17 protein-coding genes are annotated in these 22863 nt (G+C 71.1%); 5 read left to right on the top strand and 12 right to left on the bottom strand.

The window, feature by feature from the left end; translation table 11 throughout:
- Positions 1-86: 86 nt before the first annotated feature.
- The 7 genes from FY030_RS05700 to FY030_RS05670 form a co-directional block, all read right to left on the bottom strand.
- Positions 87-1316, bottom strand: coding sequence for a saccharopine dehydrogenase family protein (locus FY030_RS05700; protein ID WP_158060665.1), 1230 nt, complete (start codon positions 1314-1316; stop codon positions 87-89).
- A 77-nt stretch (positions 1317-1393) separates the two neighbouring features.
- On the bottom strand, positions 1394-4729 hold the full coding sequence (locus tag FY030_RS05695; protein WP_158060664.1) for a DEAD/DEAH box helicase: 3336 nt from the start codon (positions 4727-4729) through the stop codon (positions 1394-1396).
- A gap of 198 nt (positions 4730-4927) precedes the next feature.
- A complete protein-coding gene (locus tag FY030_RS05690) occupies positions 4928-5998 on the bottom strand; it encodes a C45 family autoproteolytic acyltransferase/hydrolase (protein WP_158060663.1) in 1071 nt (356 codons plus the stop codon).
- On the bottom strand, positions 5995-9330 hold the full coding sequence (gene icmF / locus FY030_RS05685; RefSeq protein WP_420371873.1) for a fused isobutyryl-CoA mutase/GTPase IcmF: 3336 nt from the start codon (positions 9328-9330) through the stop codon (positions 5995-5997). Before icmF ends, FY030_RS05690 begins: the two co-directional genes overlap by 4 nt.
- 84 nt (positions 9331-9414) lie before the next feature.
- Entirely contained in the window at positions 9415-9771 is a 357-nt protein-coding gene (locus FY030_RS05680; RefSeq protein WP_158060662.1) for a hypothetical protein, read from the bottom strand.
- Positions 9772-9960: 189 nt separating this feature from the next.
- On the bottom strand, positions 9961-10359 hold the full coding sequence (locus tag FY030_RS05675) for a GntR family transcriptional regulator (RefSeq protein ID WP_238348572.1): 399 nt from the start codon (positions 10357-10359) through the stop codon (positions 9961-9963).
- Positions 10356-11321: a hypothetical protein gene (locus FY030_RS05670; RefSeq protein ID WP_158060661.1), complete on the bottom strand. Its 966-nt coding sequence runs from the start codon at positions 11319-11321 to the stop codon at positions 10356-10358. The genes FY030_RS05675 and FY030_RS05670 overlap by 4 nt, the downstream gene beginning before the upstream one ends.
- Positions 11322-11453: 132 nt before the next feature.
- Between FY030_RS05670 and FY030_RS05665 the strand changes: the two genes are divergently transcribed.
- The gene (locus FY030_RS05665) at positions 11454-12842 is read left to right on the top strand and encodes a UTP--glucose-1-phosphate uridylyltransferase (protein WP_238348571.1); all 1389 of its coding nucleotides are present in this window, start codon (positions 11454-11456) and stop codon (positions 12840-12842) included.
- Positions 12843-12847: 5 nt separating this feature from the next.
- Positions 12848-13711 carry a helical backbone metal receptor gene (locus FY030_RS05660; RefSeq protein WP_158060660.1) on the top strand — a complete coding sequence of 288 codons (864 nt, stop codon included), beginning with the start codon at positions 12848-12850 and terminating at the stop codon, positions 13709-13711.
- On the opposite strand, the gene FY030_RS05655 is transcribed toward FY030_RS05660, so the two are convergent.
- On the bottom strand, positions 13694-14086 hold the full coding sequence (locus FY030_RS05655; protein WP_158060659.1) for a hypothetical protein: 393 nt from the start codon (positions 14084-14086) through the stop codon (positions 13694-13696). The genes FY030_RS05660 and FY030_RS05655 overlap by 18 nt on opposite strands.
- 43 nt (positions 14087-14129) lie before the next feature.
- Positions 14130-15035 carry a DUF429 domain-containing protein gene (locus FY030_RS05650; RefSeq protein WP_158060658.1) on the bottom strand — a complete coding sequence of 302 codons (906 nt, stop codon included), beginning with the start codon at positions 15033-15035 and terminating at the stop codon, positions 14130-14132.
- Between the two features lie 57 nt (positions 15036-15092).
- On the opposite strand from FY030_RS05650, the gene aroQ reads away from it, so the two are divergent.
- From aroQ to FY030_RS05635, 3 genes are all read left to right on the top strand, one after another.
- On the top strand, positions 15093-15551 hold the full coding sequence (gene aroQ / locus FY030_RS05645) for a type II 3-dehydroquinate dehydratase (RefSeq protein ID WP_158060657.1): 459 nt from the start codon (positions 15093-15095) through the stop codon (positions 15549-15551).
- A gap of 82 nt (positions 15552-15633) precedes the next feature.
- The gene (locus FY030_RS05640; RefSeq protein WP_158060656.1) at positions 15634-17223 is read left to right on the top strand and encodes a sodium-dependent transporter; all 1590 of its coding nucleotides are present in this window, start codon (positions 15634-15636) and stop codon (positions 17221-17223) included.
- The gene (locus FY030_RS05635; RefSeq protein WP_158060655.1) at positions 17220-17354 is read left to right on the top strand and encodes a methionine/alanine import family NSS transporter small subunit; all 135 of its coding nucleotides are present in this window, start codon (positions 17220-17222) and stop codon (positions 17352-17354) included. The genes FY030_RS05640 and FY030_RS05635 overlap by 4 nt, the downstream gene beginning before the upstream one ends.
- Before the next feature lie 70 nt (positions 17355-17424).
- On the opposite strand, the gene FY030_RS05630 is transcribed toward FY030_RS05635, so the two are convergent.
- From FY030_RS05630 to FY030_RS05620, 3 genes are all read right to left on the bottom strand, one after another.
- The gene (locus FY030_RS05630; RefSeq protein ID WP_158060654.1) at positions 17425-18969 is read right to left on the bottom strand and encodes a phytoene desaturase family protein; all 1545 of its coding nucleotides are present in this window, start codon (positions 18967-18969) and stop codon (positions 17425-17427) included.
- A gap of 14 nt (positions 18970-18983) precedes the next feature.
- The gene (gene gdhA, locus FY030_RS05625; protein WP_202879766.1) at positions 18984-20336 is read right to left on the bottom strand and encodes an NADP-specific glutamate dehydrogenase; all 1353 of its coding nucleotides are present in this window, start codon (positions 20334-20336) and stop codon (positions 18984-18986) included.
- Between the two features lie 74 nt (positions 20337-20410).
- Positions 20411-22861, bottom strand: a complete 2451-nt coding sequence (locus FY030_RS05620) for a DEAD/DEAH box helicase (RefSeq protein WP_158060652.1) — start codon at positions 22859-22861, stop codon at positions 20411-20413.
- Positions 22862-22863 lie beyond the last annotated feature (2 nt).

Here is a 22863-nt window from a genome sequence, read left to right as displayed (position 1 = left end):
TCGTTGCGCACCTGTGACCTGCGGGCGACTGCCAGGTGAGCTTCATCGGGTTTCCACACGCCTGTGGCCGACTGCGACCGACGCGCCTAGTCCGGCTTGACCTGCACGGTGAACCCCTGGTCCCGCAACCGGTCGACGAGGACGTCACCCATCGCGACCGCGGGGGTCAGGACACCGCCGACCGAGGCGCACCGCTCCCCGTTCACCGCGAGCGCCAAGGCGGCCTGCCCGATCATCACCGAGGTGGCGGCGTACCCGGGGTCTCCCTGCGCCCCGACCGTCGAGACGTAACGACGTCCGCCTTCGGTCGTTGTCCGCGCGACCATCTCGAAGTGACCCTCCGCTTGCTGCTGAGGGGACGGGCCCTCCCCCGGTGAGGGCAGGACCCGGTCCACGAGCCAGGACAGGCCCGGCGTGCTCAGCCCGAGCCACAGGGCGCCCAGCCCGGCCCGGATGAGCTCGGCCCGGCACCGACCACGGCCACCGCTCCCGGTGACCATGAGCTCGCGGTAGCGGAAACGCGCGCCGTAGCCGTCCGGATCCTGGTCGGACCTGGCGAGGGCGTGGCTACGGCGCACCAGCCGGGTGTTGTAGGAGGCCATGAGGAAGGGCGCGGTCCACAGGCCGGTGTCCTGCTCGACGAAGACCGCCGTGGAGTCCCGCTGCCCAGGGACGCGCGGCTCGGTGGCCGGGTCCGGCGCTAACGCGTAGGGGTCGCGGGCCGCCCGGGCCAGCTCTTGGTCGGCGTGGACCACGCGCAGCTGCTCGCGCATCGAGTCGACCGTGCCGCCGGACACCCCGCCGCGCAACCGGGTCACCAGCACGGTGGTGTCGGTCAGACCACCGGCGCCATCGTCTTGCGCGGCCCGGTGCAGCAGATGCACAGCCAGGTCCGAGGGCATGGAGTCAAAACCGCACGAGACCACCAGCCGCGCGCCCGTCGCCGCGGCCGTCTCGTGCACCCGGTCAATGGCGTCGCGGACGAAGAGCACCTCACCGGTCAGGTCGACGTAGTCGGTCCCCTCCTGCGCGCAGGCCTCCAGCAACGGCATACCGTGCCGGGCGTAGGGGCCGACGGTGGAGATCACCACCCGGGTGCTGCGGGCGAGCTCGCGCAGCGACTCCTGATCGCTGCTATCGGCAAGCTGCAGCTCCCAGTCCGCGCGCCCCTCTTCCCAGCGCACCTGCTCCAGCCGCTCCCGCGAGCGCCCCGCCAGGGTGACGCGCAGTCCGGGAGGCGCCTGCGCAGCGAGGTGCCGGGCCGCCAGGCGACCGACGAAGCCGGTCGCCCCGAACAGGGTCAGATCGCTGCTCATCTAGCCACGGTATGCGGTGTCCCGCCGGTTCGCTTGCCCTGGCGGGCGGGCCGGGTCAGTAGTGGCGCTCACCGCCCTCACTCTTCCAGCAGCGCGCGTACGTCGGCGACGCCGATGCGGCCCGAGCGGAACCGACCGGAGTCCACCACGGTGGCGAACAGCTGCCGTTTGCGCTCCTGCAGGCCGACCACCTTCTCCTCCACAGTGTCGGTCGACACCAGGCGGTAGACGTGGACAGGGCGGGTCTGACCGATGCGGTGGGTCCGGTCCACGGCCTGCGCCTCCGCCGCCGGGTTCCACCACGGGTCGAGCAGGAAGACGTAGTCGGCCTCGGTCAGCGTCAGGCCCACCCCACCGGCCTTGAGGCTGATCAGGAAGACCGGGTCCTCACCCTCCCGGAAGGCCTCGACCCGAGCGCGGCGATCGCGGGTGCTGCCATCGAGGTAGGTGTAGCCGATCCCCTCCTGCTCCAGCGCGGTGCGGACCAGGGCCAGGTAACTGGTGAAGCTGGAGAAGACCAGCGCCCGATGGCCTTCCGCGGCCAGCTCGCGCAGCTGCTCGAGCAGGGCGGTGATCTTGGCCGAGGTGACCAGCCCAGCGTGCGCCTCGTCCACCAGGCTGGGGTCCAAGGCCAGCTGGCGCAGCACGGTCAGCGCCCGAAAGATCGCGATCCGGTTCTTCTCCGGGTCCTCCAGCAGGCCCAGGACCCGCTGCCGCTCACGCTGCAGGTGCCGGTCGTAGATTCGGCGATGCGCGGGCTCCAGGTCGACGGCCAGCAGCTGCTCGACCTTGGTGGGCAGCTCCTGGGCCACCTCAGCCTTGGTGCGGCGCAGCATGAAGGGGGCAAGGCGTCGCCGCAGCCTTTCCAGCAGGGCCTGGGCGGCGATCTCGCTCCCGTCCAGGGCGTCGCCCGCCTCGATCGGAGTGGCATACATCTTCTGGAAGTGCTCCGCCCGGCCGAACAGGCCGGGCGCGGCGAGCGAGGCTAACGACCACAGGTCCATCAGGGAGTTCTCCAACGGGGTGCCGGTGAGCACCAAAGTGCGCTCCGCCCCGATGTCGCGAGCCGCGGTCCAGCCCTTCGTCTTGCGGTTCTTCACCGCCTGCGCCTCGTCGAGGACCAGGCCGCTCCACGGCAGTTCGGCGAGGTCGGCGGCATGGCGGCGCAGAAGGTCGTAGGTGGTCACCACCACGTCCGCCGCGCCCACCGCCTCGGCCAGCGGTGCTCCGCGACGCCGCCCCGCGGTCAGGGTCGCCACCCGCAGCTGCGGGGTGAACCGCGCTGCCTCCCCCGCCCAGACCTGAACGACGCTGGCGGGTGCGACCACGAGCACCGGCCCCTCCACCAGGTCACCGCGTTCTTCGGCCCGCGCGACCACGGCCAGCACCTGCAGCGTCTTGCCCAGACCCATATCGTCGGCGAGCACCCCGCCGAGCCGGTGGTCCCACAGGGTGGCCATCCAGGAGAACCCCTCCTGCTGGTAGGGCCGAAGCTGCGCGGTGAGCTGGTCGGGGACCTTGGCCCGGCCCCGGTCACCGTCGGCGAGCGCGAGGAGGGCATCGACGCTCTGCTGCCAGCGCTCGCTCTGCTCGTCCACGACGCCCAGGTCCTGGAGCTCCTGCCACAACGAAGCCTGCCACCGGGAGATCCGGACCCGATCGTCCTTCGGCGGCTTGTCGTCCAGGGCGCGCGCCTCCTCGATGAGACGGCGCAGGGCCTCCAGCTCGGGCCGGTCGAGCCGGAACCAGGTGCCCGAGTCGAGCATGAGGGTCTCGTCGCCGCGCGCCAGGGCCGCGAAGAGGGGCTCAAAGGGCACCTGCTCACCGGCGACAGTGACCGTCACGTGCAGGTCGAACCAGTCGTGCACGTCGCCGTCGGTGGTCGTGAGCGTCACCACCGGGGCGTCGTCGGCCTCCTGGTAGGCGGCCAGCTCACCCTCGACCAGCACCTCGACGTGCTCGTTGACCTGCAGTGAGGGCAGCACCTGGGTGACGAACCGGACGGTGCTGCCCTCGGTCAGCACCCGCTCCGGGTGCAACCGGACGACCCGGCGGGCGCCCGGTCGGGACTCCTCGATGAGACTGGGGCAGGCTCGCAGCAGCGGGATGACCTCGGCCAGGAGGACGCTCTCGGCCCGGTCGTCGCGCGGCGGGTCGTCCGGGCTGTGCTGCAGCGGCAGTTCGGCGAAGGAACGCTCCACCTCCCTGCCGAAGAGATCACCGCCGACGACGGGATAGGCGAAGCTCCAGGCCAGCTCCAGCCGGTGCCCGGGCTGGGGCCGGACCCGGAGCAGCACCCGGGGGGCCAGATCCTCCGGTGCGGTCACCGACCCGTTGCTCGTGCGCAGGTGAACCGAGCGGGCCAGGCCGGCCAGGTAGTGGCCGCGGAACCGCTCGACCTCACCGGCCGGCACCTCGACCGCGGTGCCGCGCTCGAGCAGCTGGGTGATGGGGGCAAGCGGTGGCGTCGCGAGCGGCCACAACGTCAAGCCCCCTTCCTGGGTGACACGTCCTAGCCCGTGCCCCGGGCGGCCGACGACGAAGAAGCGGTCACCGGACACCGTCTGCCCCTCGTCAAGCAGGGGGCCGGCTACCATGCGCACGCCGCCGTCTTCGGTGCGCCGAAGGTCCAGGACCACCTCGACCGGACCCGCGCCCAGCTCGACCTCGGTCAGCCCCGGGCCGGGCACCAGCTCCACCCCTCGGCCCATCGCGACGGCGAGCGCCGACCAGGCCAGCGGACCGAGCCCGCCGAGGGCGAGCTCGGTGCCGCCGTAGAAGTGATGCACGCCGTGGGTCATCCGGTAGAGCGCCGCCAGCGCCTCCCGGTGGGCGGGCAGCACCTCGGGTGAGGAGTAGCTGGACACCAGGTCCCGCCAGGCGGCCCCGCGCCGAATCCACGGCTTGCTCACGCCTTCGCGCACCGGGGTCAGCTGCACCGCGGTGGTCTCTCCGTCTGCCCCTCGCGACCCCGCCGCCAACGAGACCTCCAGGCCCAACCTCGACAGAGCCCGTCGCTGCGGCGTGGAGGGCGAACCTGGCCCGGAGGCCTCGACCAACGGCCGCAGCACGCTCTCCCAGCCCTGTGACGCGTGGTCGACCCGCAGGCGACTGCGGGTAGCGACGATGGTGGCCACGGCGTGCTTGCACATCACCCGCACCGGGCAGCTGCAGGCGCTGGACCACTGACCGTCACCCAGGTGCTGCACGACGGTCTGGTAGACCGAGCGCTCCGCCCCAGCCACGGTCGAGAGCAGCTGCTGCCCTCCCGAGGCAGCGACCAGGGTGCGCACACGTCCGTGCTCGGCATAGGTGTTGGCCCTGGCGACGGCGAGGACGCCGACCTCCCGCTCGAGATCGACGTCCGTCAGGTCGAGCACCCACGTGGCCGAAGTGAGGTCTGCCGCTGCCATGGACGGACTGTATGCGGCGCCTCCGACAAGCCCTCGGGCTCGTCCACAGGTTCTCTTACGGCCAGAGCAAGAAGATGAGCGCCGCGGTCACCATGAACAAGACGCCGATGACCACGAACCACCATGCAGACGAACGACCCCGCACGTGCTGTACCCCCTCTCGTCGGACGCCTGGACCCTCCTGCACAGCACCGTCAGTCAGGCCGGTGCGTGCTGGGGTATGCCGGGGGTCACCTCGACCTGTCCCCGGGCGGGGTCGATGACCACGGTCGCCAGGGTCGCTATCCGGTCCTCCGGAGGCTGAGTGGGGTCGGGCAGCCTCGCCACGCAGTTGCGGTCCGGGGCCGAGCACAGCATCGGCAGCAGGTCACCAGCCTCACCGGGGGCGGGGGCCGAGCCGGCACCCTCATCCAGGTAGGCCAGCCGCTCGTGCGTGGTGGACGCCGGGTCGGTCAGCATCGCCCCGTCCTGCAGCTCGGGCGCCAGGAAATGGTTGGTGTGCACCGACCACCCGTCCCGCTGGAGCAGCGCGGTGCGCCCGGCGGCCACCTCCACCATCACCACCTCATCGGCACCGACCACGGTCAGCAGCGACGACGACGACAGGGGCGCGGACCGGATCATCTCCACCGCCTCAGCGACCGTCCCGGCTTCGGCCAGCACCCGGGCGAGCACCGCGTGCACGGGCACCCCACCTGCTCGGTCGTCGCGGTGGCGCAGGATGTTGAGGTGGACGCCTACCCCGGCGGCGTTGAGCCCGATCTTGCCCGGCATGCCGTACTCGGTGAAACCGCGGTGCGCGTGCTCGCCGGCCAGCGGCGCCACCTCCTGGCGGTGCCAGGAGGTGGCGAACGCCGCATACCAGTCCCAGGTCTGGGCCGAGACCGAGGCGCCCGGCTGCTGGTAGGTGACCGTGGAGCACTCTGAGGGCGGGTCCGGGGTCAGGGTGAGGATCTCGGTGCGGGCCAGGGTGGTGCCCAGCTCGACCAGCTCCAGCCCGGCACCCTCGGCGATCCCGAGGCTCTCCTCGTGCAGCCCAGGGTGCCACTCCGCCAACGCGTCCAGGCTCGCCATCGCCGCTGCCCGGCGTTCGTCCGCAGCAATCCCCTTGCGGGCGAACAGCCGGGCATAGCCCGCCGACGTCTCCCGGATCTGCCCGGCGAGCATCCGCCCGCGGGCCAAGCCACGCTCCCGGTGGCTGGCTCCCTCGACCCGCACCGTGCGGACCTGGACCCGGTGCGGCTCCAGCAGGTGAGACGGAAGGCTCATACGTTGCGGCGGTACTGCCCGCCGACCTCGAAGAAGGCCTCGGTGATCTGTCCCAGCGAGCACACCCGCGCGGCGTGCATGAGCTCGGCGAAGACGTTGTCACCGGCCAGCGCGGCCTCCTTCAACCGCTGCAGCGCCTCCGCCGCCTCTGGGGCATGCCGCTCCTGGAAGTCCTGCACCCGCTCCAGCTGGGACTGCTTCTCGGTCTCGGTGGCCCGGGCGAGCTCGACCTTGACCGCCTCGCGCTCCGACTCCGGCCGCAGGAAGGTGTTGACCCCGATGATCGGCAGGCTGCCGTCGTGCTTCTTGTGCTCGTACAGCAGCGACTCGTCCTGGATCCGGCCGCGCTGGTAGCCGGTCTCCATCGCGCCCAGCACACCGCCGCGCTCACTGATCCGGTCGAACTCGGCCAGCACGGCCTCCTCCACCAGATCGGTGAGCTGGTCGATGATGAACGAGCCCTGGTTGGGGTTCTCGTTCATCGCCAGGCCCCACTCCCGGTTGATGATCAGCTGGATGGCCAGCGCCCGGCGCACGGACTCCGTCGACGGGGTGGTGATCGCCTCGTCGTAGGCGTTGGTGTGCAGGCTGTTGGCGTTGTCGTAGATCGCGATGAGCGCCTGCAGCGTGGTGCGGATGTCGTTGAAGTCCATCTCCTGCGCATGCAGCGAGCGTCCCGAGGTCTGCACGTGGTACTTCAGCTTCTGGCTGCGCTCGTTCGCGCCGTACTTCTCCTTCATCGCCACCGCCCAGATCCGGCGGGCGACCCGGCCGATCACCGAGTACTCGATGTCCATGCCGTTGGAGAAGAAGAAGGACAGGTTCGGGGCGAAGTCGTTGATGTCCATGCCCCGGGCCAGGTAGGACTCGACGTAGGTGAACCCGTTGGCCAGGGTGAACGCCAGCTGGCTGATGGGGTTCGCCCCGGCCTCGGCGATGTGATAGCCGGAGATGCTCACCGAGTAGAAGTTGCGCACCCCCTGCTCGATGAACCACTGCTGGATGTCGCCCATCATCCGCAAGGAGAACTCGGTGGTGAACAAGCAGGTGTTCTGCCCCTGGTCCTCCTTGAGGATGTCCGCCTGCACGGTGCCTCGCACGTTCGCCAGCGCGTAGGCCCGCAGCTCCTCGGCCTCGGCACCGGAGGGCTCCCGACCCTCCCGCTCCCGGAAGGCAGCCAGCTGCTGGTCGATCGCGGTGTTGAGGAAGAAGGCCAGCACGGTGGGTGCCGGTCCGTTGATCGTCATCGACACCGAGGTCGTCGGGCTGACCAGGTCGAAGCCGTCGTAGAGGGCCTTCATGTCCTCCAGCGTCGCGATCGAGACGCCCGAGGTGCCGACCTTGCCGTAGATATCGGGCCGCTCCGCCGGGTCCTGCCCGTAGAGGGTCACCGAGTCGAAGGCCGTCGACAGGCGGGTCGCGGGCTGCCCTTCGGACAGCAGCTTGAACCGCCGGTTGGTGCGGAACGGATCACCCTCCCCGGCGAACATCCGCGCCGGGTCCTCGTTGTCCCGCTTGAACGGGAAGACACCCGCGGTGTAGGGGAAGTAGCCGGGCAGGTTCTCCTTGCGCCAGTACCGGACCAGGGCGCCGGCCTCGTCATACGTGGGCAGGGCGACCCGGGGTATGCGGTTGCCGGACAGGGTCTCCTTGGTCAGCGTCGTGTGGATCTCCCGCTCGCGCACCTTGACGACCTGCTCGTCGCCGGAGTAGGCCTCGACCCGGGCGGGCCAACCCTGGATCAGCTCCTCGATCTCGGCGGGCAGCTCCTTGCGGGCCTGCTCGAGCAGCTCGTCGACGCCGTGGTCGGTGCGGCCGGCGGCAGCCAGCTCGTCGTCCACGGCCGCCAGGCGCTCGACGCGGCGGGCCGCCTGCGCGTAGTTCTCGGTGTCCTCGTGGTAGTCCCGGAGCGTCTCGGCGATCTCGGACAGGTAGCGCACCCGACGCGGCGGGACCACCTGGCGGATCGTCGAGGAGTGCTGCACATCGACCGCTGGCAGGGTGCCCTCGGAGACGGCCAGCCCTTTCTCCGCGAGCACGCTGCGCAGCTCCTGGTAGAGCGCGGTGACCCCGTCGTCGTTGAAGGTCGCGGCCGAGGTGCCGAAGACCGGCATATCCTCCGGCTTCTTGCCGAAGGCCTCTCGGTTGCGGACCAGCTGACGACCGACGTCGCGCAGGGCGTCCATCGCGCCGCGGCGCTCGAACTTGTTGATCGCCACGACGTCGGCGAAGTCGAGCATGTCGATCTTCTCCAGCTGCGAGGCGGCGCCGAACTCCGGCGTCATGACGTACAGCGAGGTGTCGACGTAGGGCACGATCCCGGCATCACCCTGCCCGATGCCTGGAGTCTCGACGATGACCAGGTCGAAACCGGCGGCCTTGAGCACATCGATCGCGACGGGGAGCGCCTCCGGGACCTCCTTGTCACCCCGGGTGGCCATGCTGCGGAAGTAGGCGCGCGGTCCCTGCGCCGCCCGGCCCTCCGCGGCGGCGTCCGTGCCGTCCCCGGTCGACAGGTCCTCCAGCGAGATCGCGTTCATCCGGATCCGGTCGCCCAGCAGCGCTCCTCCACCCCGTCGTCGGGTCGGGTCGATCGCCACGACCGCGATGCGCAGCCGGTCCTGCTGGTCCATCCGGATCCGTCGCACCAGCTCATCGGTCAACGACGACTTGCCGGAGCCACCGGTGCCGGTGATCCCGAGCACCGGGGCCGTGCGGCCCGCGGCCACCTCGGCATACCTCGCCCTGTCCTCCTGGGGCATCCTCCCGGTCTCCGCGCCGCTGATGGCGCGTGCCACCGCGGTGCGGTCCCCCGCCAGGACGGCGTCGATGTCGGCCCCTCCCACCTCCCAGAGGTCGAAGTCGGCGTCGTTGATGACCTGGTTGATCATCCCCGGCAGACCCAGCCGCTGCCCGTCGTCGGGGCTGAAGATCGTCACCCCGCAGCTGCGCAGGCGCTCGATCTCCTCGTGCACGATGACGCCCCCGCCACCACCCACGACCCTGACGTGCCCGGCGCCCGCCTCGGCGAGCTGCTGCACGAGGTACTCGAAGTACTCGACGTGGCCACCCTGGTAGGAAGAGACGGCGACCGCGTTGGCGTCCTCGTCCAGGACGGCGTCGACGACCTCCTGGACGGAACGGTTGTGGCCCAGGTGCACAACCTCGGCGCCCTGGGACTGCATGATCCGCCGCATGATGTTGATCGAAGCGTCGTGACCGTCGAAGAGGCTGGCCGCCGTGACGATCCGGACCGGGTTCTGCGGCGTGCGCAGGGGCGGCCGCTCGGGGGCAGCGCTGGCGGACGGTGCTGACGACTGCTCGTTCTTCACCTGACGTCTCCTCGTCGAGTGGGGGTCCCCTCGATGGTAGACGAGACGAGGCCCCGGGTTGACGTTCAGGTCAACCCGGGACGATCAGCGGCGGCGTCCCTCCGCAGGAGCCGGCCAGATGAGTGGCACCAGGACCGCCGCACCGATCCCCAGGACGGCCGCGACCACGACCCCGAGACCGAGGTAGACCGCGAGGATGCTGACCCCCGCCGCCCCGAAGAACTGCACGGCCTTGCGCGCAGCGAGCTGCTCGGACGCGACTCGGGCAGCCGCCGAGCCCAGAGCCGGTGGGACCAGCCCTGCGACGACGATCACGCCGACCGCCACGACCAGGGCCAGCGGGCGGTCGTCAGCCTCGACCAGCCGGCGCAGGGCGCGTAGCAGCGCGAACAGGGCGAGCAGCCCGGCACCCCAGGCGACGCGCGAACGGATCCACGGCATACCCCCAGTGTGCCGGGTGGGCTCAGCGCGCCCGGAAGCCGCCGTCGATGGACAGCTCGACGCCGGTGACGAACATGGCCGCAGCCTAGGCCTGGAGGTGCCGAAGCCGCCCCCGCACCTCTGCCCACCTCCTGGCGCGGGGCGCTCCCCCGGTAGGCCTCGAGAGCGGCCTGGGGGTGGTGGCAACCGTCAGCCGCTCGGCGGCCCGTCTGCCGTGGGGGTGGCGCGCAGTGCGGACAGCACGACCTCGACGATGGCCTGGTCCGTCAGGCCAAGGCCGCGCAGCTGCCCCACGAGGGCGGCGGCGTGACGTCTGGCCTCCTCGTCCTGCCCCGGCCTGCCACCGTCGCGAGGAGCAACGACTCGGGTGCCGGCACCGCGTGCGGTGCGCACCAACCCCTCCGCCTCGAGCTCCTTGTAGGCCCGGGCGACCGTGCCGGTCGCCAGGCCCAGATCCGCCGCGAGCTGGCGCACCGGGGGCAGGTGCGTCTGGTCCGGAAGACGGCCGGTGTTGATGGCCTCCTGGATCTGGGCCCGCACCTGCACGTAAGGGGGCCGGGGGTCGGCCCCGGAGATCGACAGCCTCACGATGGCTGGGCACCTTGCTCCTGCGGTGAGGGCGCAGGCTGCGTGGGCAGGACCGGAGCGAGGAGCTGCACCAGCGCCAGCACGCTGGCCGCCCCCAGGACCAGCAGGGCGGCCAGGCACACCCAACCCACGGCATACAGGCTGACGGTGGTCCCCGGATAGAACTCGCTGTCACCGGCGCCGGTCAGTCCGGTCAACCCCATCACGGCCGTCAACCACGCGGTGCCGAAACTGACCAGGGCGACCAGGGCGACCACCCGCTGCGCGGTGGTCCGGCGGATCAGGTCGTCCAGGTAGCGCTCTCGGGCGCCGGGACCGCTGCGGGGCCGATCAACCACGAGGCGCAACACCCAGGCCACCGTCACCAGCAGCGCCGCCAGCAGGATCCAGATCGGGATCGTGTAGAACCAGCCGGGCCAGGGGCCCCGCCACCCCTCGGCGGCGCCGTCGGCGCTGCTGTAGGGAAGTGCCCGACCTGCCCGGCCCAGGTCATCGGACACCGAGACCAGAGCCGCGAGCACGGTGACCAGCAGCACAGCGACCATCCCGAGCACTGCGACCACCCGCCGCCCCAACGGCACCAGACCGGTGACCGTCCGGACCTCCAGCGTCACCTCCCGGTCCCCCGTCGGACGAGGCCCCGGCGAGCGGGCGGTGATCAGCTCACCTACGCCCGTCGCGGCCACGAGCACGAGACCGAAGACGAGCGGCGTGAGCAACAACCCCCGACCCAGGTCGTCCGCTCCCGCGATCAGCGCGACGGCCACCACCGCCAGGGCGGCACCCACCCACCACGCCGTCGCGGAGAGCGTCCGCCAACGCTGCGCCACCGGATCGGGGATCTGCGACCACCGGACCCCGCGCCTCGTCAGCCGCAGGATCAGTAGTCCGACACCCAGGACGACGGCCACCCCGACCCCCAGCGGGACCAGGAAGAACAGGTAAACCCCGACGCCTCTCATAGGCACCCCTCTTGTAGCGACCAAGTGATACAAGCCATATCGTGGACGCACTAGGCGGTTGTGTCAACCCCCCACTACAAACGCCGAGGCGGCCGTGCCCGATGGCCACCCGCCCCCGCTAGGTTGGTCCCCATGACCGCACGTGACCTCGCCCTGACCCGCATGCGGGAGGCCGGCGTGAGCCAGCCCGCGATCGACACCTTCGCCCTGCACTACGACGCCCTCGCAGCGGGCGCGACCGGCCTCATCGCCGAGGCAGATGTCGAGCCGGCGCTGCCGGCCGTGCACCTCGCCGACCTGGACGCCGGTAAGGACGAGGCCCGCGCCGCCCTGGACCGCACGGTGGTCATCACCCTCAACGGCGGCCTGGGCACCTCGATGGGATTGGCCGGTCCCAAGTCGCTGCTGCCCGTGCACGAAAACCTCACCTTCCTCGACATCACCGTCCGGCAGGTGCTGGCTCTGCGCAAGCGGCTCGGGGTCCGCCTGCCGCTGTTGCTCATGAACTCCTTCTCCACCCAGCAGGCCACCGGCGAGGTGCTGACCCGTTACCCCGAGCTGGCTGTCGACGGCTTGCCCCTGGAGTTCCTGCAGAGCCAGGAACCCAAACTGCGCGCCGAGGATCTCAGCCCCGTGGAGTGGCCGGACGACCCACGCCTGGAGTGGTGCCCGCCCGGCCACGGCGACCTCTACCCCTCGCTGCTGGCCAGCGGGTTGCTGGACCAGCTGCTCGAGCAGGGCTACCGGCACGCCTTCGTCGCCAACGTCGACAATCTGGGTGCCGTCCCCGACGCCCGCATCGCGGCGTGGTTCGCGGACAGCGGGGCCGGGTATGCCGCGGAGGTGGTGGGGCGCACCGAGATGGACAAGAAGGGTGGCCACCTGGTGCGGCGACGCTCCGACGGCCGGCTCGTGCTGCGCGAGACCGGGCAGACGGCGCCAGAGGAGCTGGTGCACTTCATGGACGCCGAGAAGCACCCCTACGTCAACACCAACAACCTCTGGTTCGACCTCGAGCGGCTGCACGCCATGCTCACCGAGCGGGACGGGGTGCTGGCCCTGCCGCTCATCCGCAACGCCAAGACCGTGGACCCCACGGACCCGACCTCGACCCCGGTGGTCCAGATCGAGACCGCAATGGGCGGGGCGGTCGAGCTCTTCGAGGACGCGGTCTCCATCGGCGTCACCCGGGAGCGGTTCGTGCCGGTCAAAACCACCAACGAGCTGCTGCTGCTGCGCTCGGACGTGTATGCCGTGGACCCGCAGACCTACCTGCTCACCCGGACGGTGGACGACCATCTCGTGCCGGTCATCGACCTGGCCAAGGACCACTACGGGATGATCGCCGCCTTCGACGAGCGCTTCCCGCACGGGGCGCCGTCCCTGGTGCAGGCGCACCGGCTGGACGTCGAAGGTGACTGGACCTTCGGTCGCGGGGTGCAGGTGGTCGGGTCGGTGCGACTCGGGCCCGAGGGCGGGCAGATCGAGGACGGAGCCACCCTCGACTCCGACCCGGCCTGACCGTCATGGCACCTGCCGCGGCTCACCAGCCTCTCGGCTCCTCCCGCACCGTCACCGACGACCTGGGCACCGCCGTCACCCTCCCGGCCGGCCCGGTGACCCGGGTGGTCTCGCTCGTGCCCTCGCTGACCGAGGCGCTGGCGGCGACACGGCGCGGGGCGCTGATCGGTGCCACCGACTGGTGCACCCACCCGGCCGACCTGGACGTGCCGCGGGTGCGAGGCACCAAGAACCCGGACCGCCGTGCCATCGAGTCTCTCGCCCCCGAGCTGGTGGTGTGCGTGCAGGAGGAGAACCGCGAGCTGGACGTGCGCCGGCTCCGCGAGGCCGGGGTCCCGGTGTGGGTCGGCGTGGTGGAGTCGGTCGACGACGCCCTGCGCGTCCTGCGCACCCTGCTGACCCAGGTGCTGGGCTGGGACGAGCCTGGATGGCTGACCGAGGTCGAACGGCTCTGGGGTCCCGACGACGGCCCGAGACCGATGCGCCGGCACGTCGCGGTCCCGATCTGGCGCGACCCCTGGATGGTCGTGGGGCCGGACACCTACACGAGCGACCTGCTGCGCGTCCTGGGTCTGGACAACGTCTTCGCCGGCCCGCGCAGCACTGGCGGATCCGGCCGCAGCACGGGCGACAACGGGGCCGACCCCGACGGGCAGGTGTCCCGCTACCCCTCGGTCACGGTGGACCAGATCGACGCGTCCGGCGCCGACGTGGTGCTGCTGCCGGACGAACCCTACGTCTTCACCGACGACGACGGGCCGGAGGCGTTCACCCGCACCCCGACCCGTCTGGTGAGTGGTCGGCTCTTGACCTGGTACGGGCCCGCGATGCTCGAGGCGCACCAGGAGCTGTCAGCGCTGGACGGCTGAGGTCTCCTGCCGTGCCAGCTCGGTGCCCGGCTTGCGGAAGGCCAGCGTCGCCAGCGCGATGATCCCGACCAGGTAGAGCACCCCGATGCTCTGGTGCACCAGCGTCACCGACAGGTAGCCGAGCGCCATCTGCACCAGCCCGATGACCGCCATCCCGGCCGCGTGCATGAGCAGGCCCTTGTTGCCGCTGCGGCGGGACCAGACGAAGGCGCCGACGGCGGCGACCAGGGCCAGGACGAACGCGAGCTCACCCGCGCGGCCGTGCCAGGCGGGGCCGGCCCAGCCGAAACCGGTGAACATCTGATAGATCGCGAGGAGCGAGGCCAGCAGGGCGGCCACGCGCAGGACGGTCAGGGACCAGTGGGAGCTCTTCATGGCACCGATTGTCCCAAACGGGGCCCCGCTCAGGTCACAGACGTCACACGTGGACCGCGGCGGGAATGCCGTCGGAGTGGCGCTGCGGCTCCCCGGGGAAGGTGGTGGCCTCGCCATTCTTGACCCGGTGAGCGCTCCACGCTGCGGCGCAGGCGTCCAAGACGTCGTCCGTAGCGATCCCGTGCGGGGCGCTGGTCGGGATGTAGACCCCTCCGGTGGCCAGGGCCGAGCGTCGCTCGGCCGTGCCGTCACCGGTGCGCCGGCGGGAGGTCAGCGGCGCGCCCGCCAGCGTCGCGAAGGCGGCCTCCGGGTGCGTCTCGACCACGAGCGCCGGCAGGTCCTGGCGCACCCAGGCGTCCAGCTCCTGCATCCGGCGACGCAGCTCCCAGGCCTGGGAGGAGACGCCGGAGCCGCCCGCGGCCCGGTTGAAGGCGTTGGCCTCGCTGTGGCTGATGGCGTAGACGGCATCCCGCACCGGAGTGGTCAGCACGGTCGAGCCCTGGTCGCCGAGGAAGCGTCGGGTCTGGACGTCCGCCTCCCGCCTGCCCTGGTCGGGCAGTCCCAGCGGGAGGGTGACCGCCACCACGGCGACCTCACCGGCCTTCTCGAGCAGCTCCTGCAGGCTGGCCGCGGCGATCAGGTGCGGGGTGCCGTGCCCGCTGCTCTCCAGAAGCGCGCCGAGCCACCCGTTCCGGGTGGAGTCCACCCCCAGCACCGGACGGGAGCGGTCCGGCTGCGGCATCCGTCCCGGCTTGCCCTTGGGCTGCTCGATCCCCTTGAGGTGGTCCGGCCCCCCTGGCCCTGCCTTCACCCCCTTGCCGGCCGGACCGCTCCTGGATCCCGACCCGTCCTTGCCGTCCTTGGCGATCCTGCCGCTCTTGCCGGCCCTGTCGTCCGTGCCGCCCTTACCCTTGCCGGTGATCCGACGCCACCACTGCGTGAAGCCCATGCGGCACAGCGTAACCGCCCTCCTCGTGCCCGGATGCAGCTGTGCCACCCTGTCCTCATGACCCGCCGCATCCTGGTCCTCAATGGTCCCAACCTCAACCTGCTCGGGACCCGCGAGCCGGAGGTCTACGGCACGGCTACGCTCGCCGACGTCGAGCAGCTGTGCGTCCAGACGGCGAGCCGGCACGGACTGCAGGTCAGCTGCCGGCAGACCAACCATGAGGGCGGGCTCGTCGACGCGCTGCACCAGGCAGCCACCGACCCCGACGTCGTCGGCTGCGTGCTCAACGCCGGTGCCTACACCCACACCTCGGTCGCCCTGCTCGACGCCGTCCGCGCCAGCAGCCTGCCGGTCGTCGAGGTGCACATCTCCAACCCGCACGCGCGGGAGGCGTTTAGGCACACCTCATACCTGTCCCCCGTCGCCGTGGCGGTCATCGCCGGCGCCGGCATCGACGGATACGGATATGCCGTGGACCTGCTGGCCCGCAGGGCACCCGGCCACGTCCAGGCCTGACGCAGACGCGGAACGCGGAGGCACTACGTGATGCCGCACAGGAACGCTTGACGCCGGGTCACCGCAGGCGCACACTCCCAGGATGACGAGCACCAGCAGCAGGGCGTCCCGGCAGCGTGAGACCTGGACCAGCTCGACCGGCTTCATCCTCGCCGCCATCGGCTCCGCCGTGGGTCTGGGCAACATCTGGCGCTTCCCGGGGGTCGCCTACGAGAACGGCGGGGGTGCCTTCCTCATCCCCTACCTGGTCGCACTGCTGACGGCCGGCATCCCGATCCTCTTCCTGGATTACGCGATCGGCCACCGCTACCGCGCCGCGGCGCCGCTGGCCCTGCGCAGGATCGCGCGGCCGGCCGAGACGCTCGGCTGGTTCCAGATCTGCCTGTCCTTCGTCATCGCCGTCTACTACGCGGCCGTCATCGCCTGGTCGTTGAGCTACTTCGTCTTCTCCTTCGACCTGCGCTGGGGTGATAACACCGCCGCCTTCTTCACCGGGGAGTACCTGCAGGTCGGCGCACCGGAGATCTCCAGCACAGTCGTCCCGGCCGTGGCGATCCCCTTGGTCCTGGTCTGGGTCGCGGTGCTGGTCGTCCTCGTCCTGGGCGTCACCCGTGGTGTGCAGCGGGTCAACGTGGTCTTCATCCCGCTACTCACCGTCACCTTCGCCGCGCTGGTGGTCCGGGCCCTCACCCTGCCCGGGGCAAGCGATGGCCTCAACGCCTTCTTCACCCCCAACTGGTCGGCGCTGACCGACCCCGCCGTGTGGATCGCCGCCTACAGCCAGATCTTCTTCAGCCTGTCCATCGCGTTCGGCATCATGATCACCTACGCTTCCTACCAGCGTCGGAAGGCCAACATGACCTCCTCGGGGCTGGTCGTGGCCTTCGCCAACTCCAGCTTCGAGATCCTGGCCGGCATCGGTGTCTTCGCCACCCTGGGCTTCATGGCTCAGCAGGCCTCCACCACCGTGGACCAGCTGGAAGGGCTGACCGGCCCGACCCTGTCCTTCATCACCTTCCCGGCGGTCATCAGTCAGATGCCGGGTGGAAATGTGTTCGGCATGCTCTTCTTCGGCTGCCTGGTGCTGGGCGGTTTCACCTCGATCATCTCGATCCTTCTCGGGGTCGCCGCCTCCGTGCAGGAGAAGTTCGGGCTGGGGCAGAAGGCGGCTGCGGTCACGGTCAGCGTGATCTGCGCGGCCCTGTCCCTCGCGCTGTTCTCGACCACCTCGGCCCTGCTCGCCCTGGACACGGTCGACCAGTGGGCCAACAACATCGGCATCGTCTTCTCCGCGATCGTGATGGCCGTCCTGGTGATCTGGGTCCTGCGCAAGGGTCCGACGCTGCTGGCCCACCTGAACACGGTGTCCACCTTCCGGCTGGGCTGGTGGTGGATCGGCCTGGTAGCGGTGCTGGCTCCCCTCTACCTGGGCTACATGCTCTACGAGCGCGTACGGACGCTGATCGTGGAAGGGTATGAGGACCTGCCGCAGTGGTATCTGAACACCTTCGGCTGGGGCACCATCGGGCTGGTGGTGGTGGTCGCGATCCTGCTGACCGTCATCCCCTGGCGCGGCCGCGACGACCCGAGCTTCGTCCCCTGGCCGCCGCTGCGCGAGGAGCCCGCGTCCCAGCAACAACCCGTGCTGCCCGAGCAGGAGGAGGTCCGATGAACACTTCGGCCGTGGTGATGATGGTCGTGGCCATGCTCCTGGTCTGGGGAGGCCTGATCGCCGCGATCCTCTTCCTGCGGGCCCGACCCGAGGTGCATGGGCTGGAAGACCCTGACCTCGGCGCCGCCTGAGGGCGTCGACGGCGACAGCTGCGTCCTTGGCCCCGGTCTGACCTGGCCGTGCGGCCGGCGCTGGTGCTGCCTAACCCTCCAGCACTGCACGGGCCGCGTGGTAGCCACCCAGACCGCTGACCCCGCCACCCCGGCGGGAGCCTGCGCCGGCCAGCAGGACGCCCGGGTATGCCGTGTCCACGCCCCAACGCTGCGCCGGTGTGGCCAGCGGGGCGTCGTCCTCGGCCCACGGCCAGGTCAGCGGGGAATGGAAGATGTTGCCGCCGGGCATCGCCAGGCTGTCCTGCAGGTCGCGTGTCGTCCTCGTCTCGATGCAGGGCCGGCCCTGCTCGTCGCGCAGGACCACGTCCTCGATCGGCTCGGCAAGCACCGAGGACAGTGAGTCCAGCACGGCCCGCTCCAGCTGTCCGCGCACCTCTTCCCCGCGCCCGTCCAGCAGCCGGTCCGGCGTCTGCAGGGTGAAGACGGTCATCGTCTGCGCCCCGGCCTCCTGCAGCTGCGGGCTGAGGATGCTGGGGTCGGTGATCGAGTGGCAGTAGGTCTCGGCCGGCATCGGGGTCGGCACCTGACCGCCGTGAGCCCTGCGGTAGGCGTCCTGGAGCTGGCTGTAGGTCTCGTTGATGTGGAAGGTCCCGCCGAAGGCCGCCGCCGGGTCGACTCCCTGGTCCCGCAGCCGGGGCAGCCGGGAGAGCAGCAGGTTGACCTTGACCTGAGCACCCTCGACCCGCTCCCCCTGCACGCCCATCAGCCCGTCCAGCACGGCCGGGGCGGCAGCCCACAGGACGGTGCCCGCAGTGGCGCGGTGCTCCATGCCTTCTGCATCGCTCCACGTGACGGCGCCCTCCTCGACCGCGGTCACGCTCGCGCCGGTGCGCAGCTGTGCTCCTGCGGTGCCGGCGGCGTCGGCAAGCTGGCCCGAGACCTGCCCCATGCCCCCGATCGGCACGTCCCAGTCGCCGGTGCCGCCCCCGATGACGTGGTAGAGGAAGCAGATGTTGTGCCGCAGGTCGGCGCCGTGGGCGTCGGCGAAGGTGGAGATGAGGCCGTCGGTCAGGACCACGCCGCGGACCAGGTCGTGGCTGAACGTCTCCTCGATGACCTCGCCCAGCGGCCGGGCGGTGAAGTCGCGGACCAGACCCGGATCCCCGGCCAGCTCGGCCAGCTCCGCGCGGGTGCGCAGCGGCTCGGTCATCGTCGGCCACCACGCCTGCGCCAGGCGCCCCACCCGGGAGTAGAACTGTTCCCAGCGCGGGGCGTCCGCAGCCGCGCCGACTGCGGCGAACGAGGCGGTGGTCGCCGCCGGGTCTTGGTTGTCGACCAACAGGCCCGCGTCCCGTCCCGGGACCGGGGTGTAGGAGGAGTAGCGACGCCGCGCCAGCCGCAACGAGAGCCCGAGGTCGTCCACGATCTGCTGCGGAAGCAGGCTGACCAGGTAGGAGTAGCGGGAGAGCCGCGCGCCCATCCCCGGGAAGGCCTCGGCGGACACGGTGGCGCCACCGAGCTGCGGCGAACGCTCGAGCAGCAGGACCGAGCGCCCCGCCCGGGCCAGGTAGGCGGCGGCAGTGAGTCCGTTGTGGCCGCCGCCGACGATGACGACGTCGTGGCTGGTGCTCATCTCGCGCCCCTGGCTTACACCACGCCGAGGGCCAGCATGGCGTCGGCGACCTGGATGAAGCCGGCGGCATTGGCCCCGAAGACGTAGTCACCCGGGCGGCCGTAGTCCTCGGCGGTGTCCACGCACCGGCCGTGGATGCTGCGCATGATCTCGCCCAGGCGCTCCTCGGTGTGCTCAAAGCTCCAGCTGTCCCGGGCTGCGTTCTGCTGCATCTCCAGCGCGGAGGTCGCCACCCCGCCAGCGTTGGCCGCCTTGCCCGGGCCGAAGAGCACCCCCCGGTCGGTGAAGACGTGGACCGCGCCCGGGGTGCATGGCATGTTGGCCCCCTCCGCGACGACCTGCACGCCATGCTCGACCAGGGTCCGCGCGGCGTCCTCGTCGAGCTCGTTCTGGGTCGCGCAGGGCAGCGCCACCTGGCACGGCACCTCCCAGACGCTGCCGTCCCGCACGAACCGAGACTTCCCGCCCCGCTCCTCGGCGTAGGTCGCGATCCGCGCGCGCCGGACCTCCTTGACGTCCTGGAGCAGCTCCAGGTCGATCCCGTCCTCGTCCACGACATACCCCGAGCTGTCCGAGCAGGCGACGACGCGTCCGCCGAGCTGCTGCACCTTCTGGATCGCGTAGATGGCCACATTGCCCGAGCCGGAGACGACCACGTCCAGGCCCTGCAGGGAAGATCCGACGTGCTTGGCCATCTCGTCGGCGAAGTAGACGGTGCCGTAACCGGTGGCCTCGGTCCGCGCCTGGGCCCCGCCCCAGGCGATGCCCTTGCCGGTGAGCACGCCTGCCTCATACCGGTTGGTGATCCGCTTGTACTGGCCGAACAAGTAGCCGATCTCGCGCGTGCCGACCCCGACGTCGCCCGCAGGGACGTCCGTGTACTCGCCCAGGTGCCGGTAGAGCTCGGTCATCAGCGACTGGCAGAAGCGCATGATCTCGCCGTCCGAGCGCCCCTTGGGGTCGAAGTCCGCGCCGCCCTTGCCGCCGCCGATCGGCAGGCCGGTCAAGGCGTTCTTGAAGATCTGCTCAAAACCGAGGAACTTGACCGTGCCCAGGAGCACGGAGGGGTGGAAGCGCAGCCCGCCCTTGTAGGGACCCAGCACGGAGGAGTACTCGACCCGGAAACCGCGGTTGATCTGGACCTGACCATGGTCGTCGGTCCACGGGACCCGGAAGATGATCTGCCGCTCCGGCTCGCACAACCGCTCGATGACCCGCTCGGCGAGGTAGTGGGGCTGACGGTCGACCACCGGACCCAGGCTGGAGAGGACCTCCTGCACCGCCTGGTGGAACTCACTCTCCCCGGGATTGCGCCGCAGCACGAGCTTGTAGATGTGCTGGAGCCTGGAGTCGATGGTGCTGGACATGAGCGGCATCCTATGCCCGGGAGTGCATAGGTATGCCATCGGCCCCGCCGGAGAGGCGGGGCCGATGGGGGGGTTCAGCTGCGGGGGCGCCAGTCAGGCCGGCCGTCGGAGCCGCCGGACCGTTCCCGGCGCGGACCGTCCTCGCGGGAGCCGCGGTAACCACCCTCACGGGAGCCGCCCTCACGGGAGCCGCCTTCGCGGGAGCCGCGATACCCACCCTGGCGCCGGTCTCCCTGACGGGGACCACCGGGCCGTCCGCCGGGTCGACCACCCCGGCCGCGGCGTGGGGGACGCAGGATGGCGTCCAGCTCGCTCTGCGGGATCGGCTCACGCTCGGGGACGGACCCACCTGCGGTCTCGATCACGGCGGTGTCCTCCGGCGCGACGGTCAGCGGCTCGGTCTGCACACCCGCGGCGTCGAGCAGGCGAGCGACCTGCCGCTTCTGGTGCGGCAGGGCCAGGGTCACCACGGCGCCGGCGTCACCGGCCCGGGCAGTGCGGCCCGAGCGGTGCAGGTAGTCCTTGTGGTCCGCCGGCGGGTCCACCTGCAGGACCAGGGAGACGTCGTCGACATGGATGCCGCGCGCCGCGACGTCGGTGGCGACCAGCACCGGCAGGGTGCCGGCCTTGAAAGCGTCCAGCACCCGGGTGCGCTGGGCCTGGTTGAGCCCGCCGTGCAGGGCCGCGGCGAAGACGCCGGACTCGCGCAGCTGCAGAGCGATCCGGTCGGCCCCGAGCTTGGTGCGGCAGAAGACGATGGTGCGGCCGGTCCGGTTGGCGATGGCCGCGGTGATCGGCTTCTTGTGGTGCGGGTGCACGAGGAAGACGTGGTGCTCCATCGTGGTCACGCTGGCCGTGGCGTCGTCGGTGGAGTGCGTCACCGGGTCCTGCAGGTAGGCCTTGGCGATCTTGTCGACCCCGTGGTCCAGCGTCGCCGAGAACAGCAGCCGCTGACCCCCGGGCTGGGTGAGGTCCAAGACCTGCTGGATGGCCTCGACGAAGCCCATCTCGGCCATGTGGTCGGCCTCGTCGAGGACGGTGACCTCCACCTCGGACAGGTCCGCGGCGCCGCGCTCGATCAGGTCGATGAGCCGCCCAGGAGTGGCGACCAGCACGTCGACCCCCTTGTCCAGGGCGTTGAGCTGTGGTGTGTAGGACATGCCGCCGGCGACCAGCAGGAAGCGCTTGCCCACGGCCCGCATCAACGGGGCGAGGGCGTCCACGCTCTGCATGGCCAGCTCGCGGGTGGGGCTGAGGATCAGTGCCCGCGGCCGGTGCGGGACGGCCCGTGGCCGACCGGTGAGCCGGTGCAGCAGGGGCAGCCCGAAGGCCATCGTCTTGCCCGAACCGGTCTGGCCGCGGCCGAGCAGGTCGCGACCGGCGAGCGCGTCGGGGATGGTCGCGGCCTGGATCGGGAAGGGCTGGGTGATGCCGACCCGGGCCAGCGCGGCGACGAGGTCCTCGTGCAGCCCAAAGTCCGCGAAGCCGTTGTCCTCGCTCACCTGGGCGGTGGCGTCCTCGACCAGACCGGCAGCCTGCCGCTCCTGGTAGGCCGCGTCCGCCGCGTCGCGCTCGGCCTCGGCGTCCTCGAAGGTGGCCCGCTCCGGCTCGTGGTCACGGCCGCGGCGGTCGTCGCCGCGCTCCCATCGACGGTCGTCCCGGCGGCGGTTCTCGTCCCAGCTGCGGCCCTCGTGACGGCCGCGTTCGTAGGTGCGCCCCTCCCGCTCGTCGCGGTGCGCGCGCCAGGTGTGCTCGGTGCGGGGGTAGCCCTCCCGCTCCTCACGACGCTGGTACCCGCCACGGTCGTCGCGACCCTGGTAGCCGCCACGGCTCTCCCGACGGTCCTGGCCACCGCGGTCATCCCGCTGCTGGTAGCCACCACGGTTCTCCCGACCCTGGTAACCGCCACGGCTCTCCCGACGGTCCTGGCCACCGCGGTCATCCCGCTGCTGGTAGCCACCACGGTTCTCCCGACCCTGGTAACCGCCACGGCTCTCCCGACGGTCCTGGCCACCGCGGTCATCCCGCTGCTGGTAGCCACCACGGTTCTCCCGACCCTGGTAACCGCCACGGCTCTCCCGACGGTCCTGGCCGCCACGGTCATCCCGCTGCTGGTAGCCACCACGGTTCTCCCGACGGTCAGCACCGCCACGGTCATCCCGCTGCTGGTGGCCACCCTGCTGGTATCCACCACGGTTCTCCCGACCCTGGTAGCCGCCACGGCTCTCCCGACGGTCGTACCCGCCACGGTCGTCCCGTCGCTGGTCGCCACGGTCACGGCGCTCGGCACGCTCGCCGCGGCCCCGGGGGTCGGCCTCGTCCCGGTCGCGCCAGCGAGCCTTGCCGGCATCGCCGTCCTCGCGACGGGGGCGGTCATCGGGGTAGCGCTCGGTGCGCCGCTCGACGCGGCGACCCTTGAGCTGGGCGCGAGCCTGCTTTTCGCGCGCCTCACGGGCGGCCTTCTTCTGGGCGGGCGTATGCCGCGACTTCTTGCCGGGGGCACCGGCACGGATGGGCTTAGCCATGA

Origin of the sequence: Ornithinimicrobium pratense (assembly GCF_008843165.1) — a bacterium.
Classification (GTDB): domain Bacteria; phylum Actinomycetota; class Actinomycetes; order Actinomycetales; family Dermatophilaceae; genus Ornithinicoccus; species Ornithinicoccus pratensis.
Note: the sequence above shows the minus strand (reverse complement) of the source record. Positions and strands in the feature narration are given on the sequence as shown.